Source organism: Sinomonas mesophila, from assembly GCF_001999765.1.
Taxonomy (GTDB): domain Bacteria; phylum Actinomycetota; class Actinomycetes; order Actinomycetales; family Micrococcaceae; genus Sinomonas; species Sinomonas mesophila.
Map to the genome: position 1 here is coordinate 1 of NZ_MTIC01000059.1, position 531 is coordinate 531.

Below are 531 nucleotides of genomic sequence, written 5' to 3' on the forward strand. Positions count from 1 at the left end.
GGCGCGAACCTTGCCCGCACCACGGGGGGCCCACACGAATTACATGAAACTGGGCCCGGAGCCGCCTGACCACGCGATCGGGCGCTCCCGGGGCGGGCTGACGACCAAGCTGCACCTGGTTTCCGACGGGAAGGGCAGGATGCTCGGCGGGGTCCTCACGGCCGGGAACGTCAACGACACGACCATGATGGCCGCGACCCTGGAGCAGATCCGGGTCCCCCGCCCCGGGCGGGGACGGCCGCGCCGGCGCCCGTACCGGGTCATCGCTGACAAGGGCTACCCGTCGAGGGCGAACAGGTCCTGGCTCGCCTCGCGGGGCATCCGGGCGACGATCCCGGAGAAGGCCGACCATGCGGCCGCCCGCCTCCGCAGGGGTTCCAGGGGCGGGCGGCCACCGGCCTTCGACGCCGAGGTATACAGCGGCCGCAACGTGGTCGAGCGCTGCTTCAACCGCCTCAAGGGCTGGCGCGGGCTGGCGATGCGGACCGACAAGACCGCCCGGAACTACTTCGCCGCAATCACCCTCGCCGC

General features: G+C 72.5%; 1 protein-coding gene. It reads left to right on the forward strand.

Going from position 1 to position 531, the window contains the following annotated elements:
• Window positions 1-43: 43 nt before the first annotated feature.
• Window positions 44-531 (forward strand): IS5 family transposase (locus BV907_RS18080; RefSeq protein WP_139346878.1); only part of this gene is annotated, 488 nt, incomplete at its 3' end.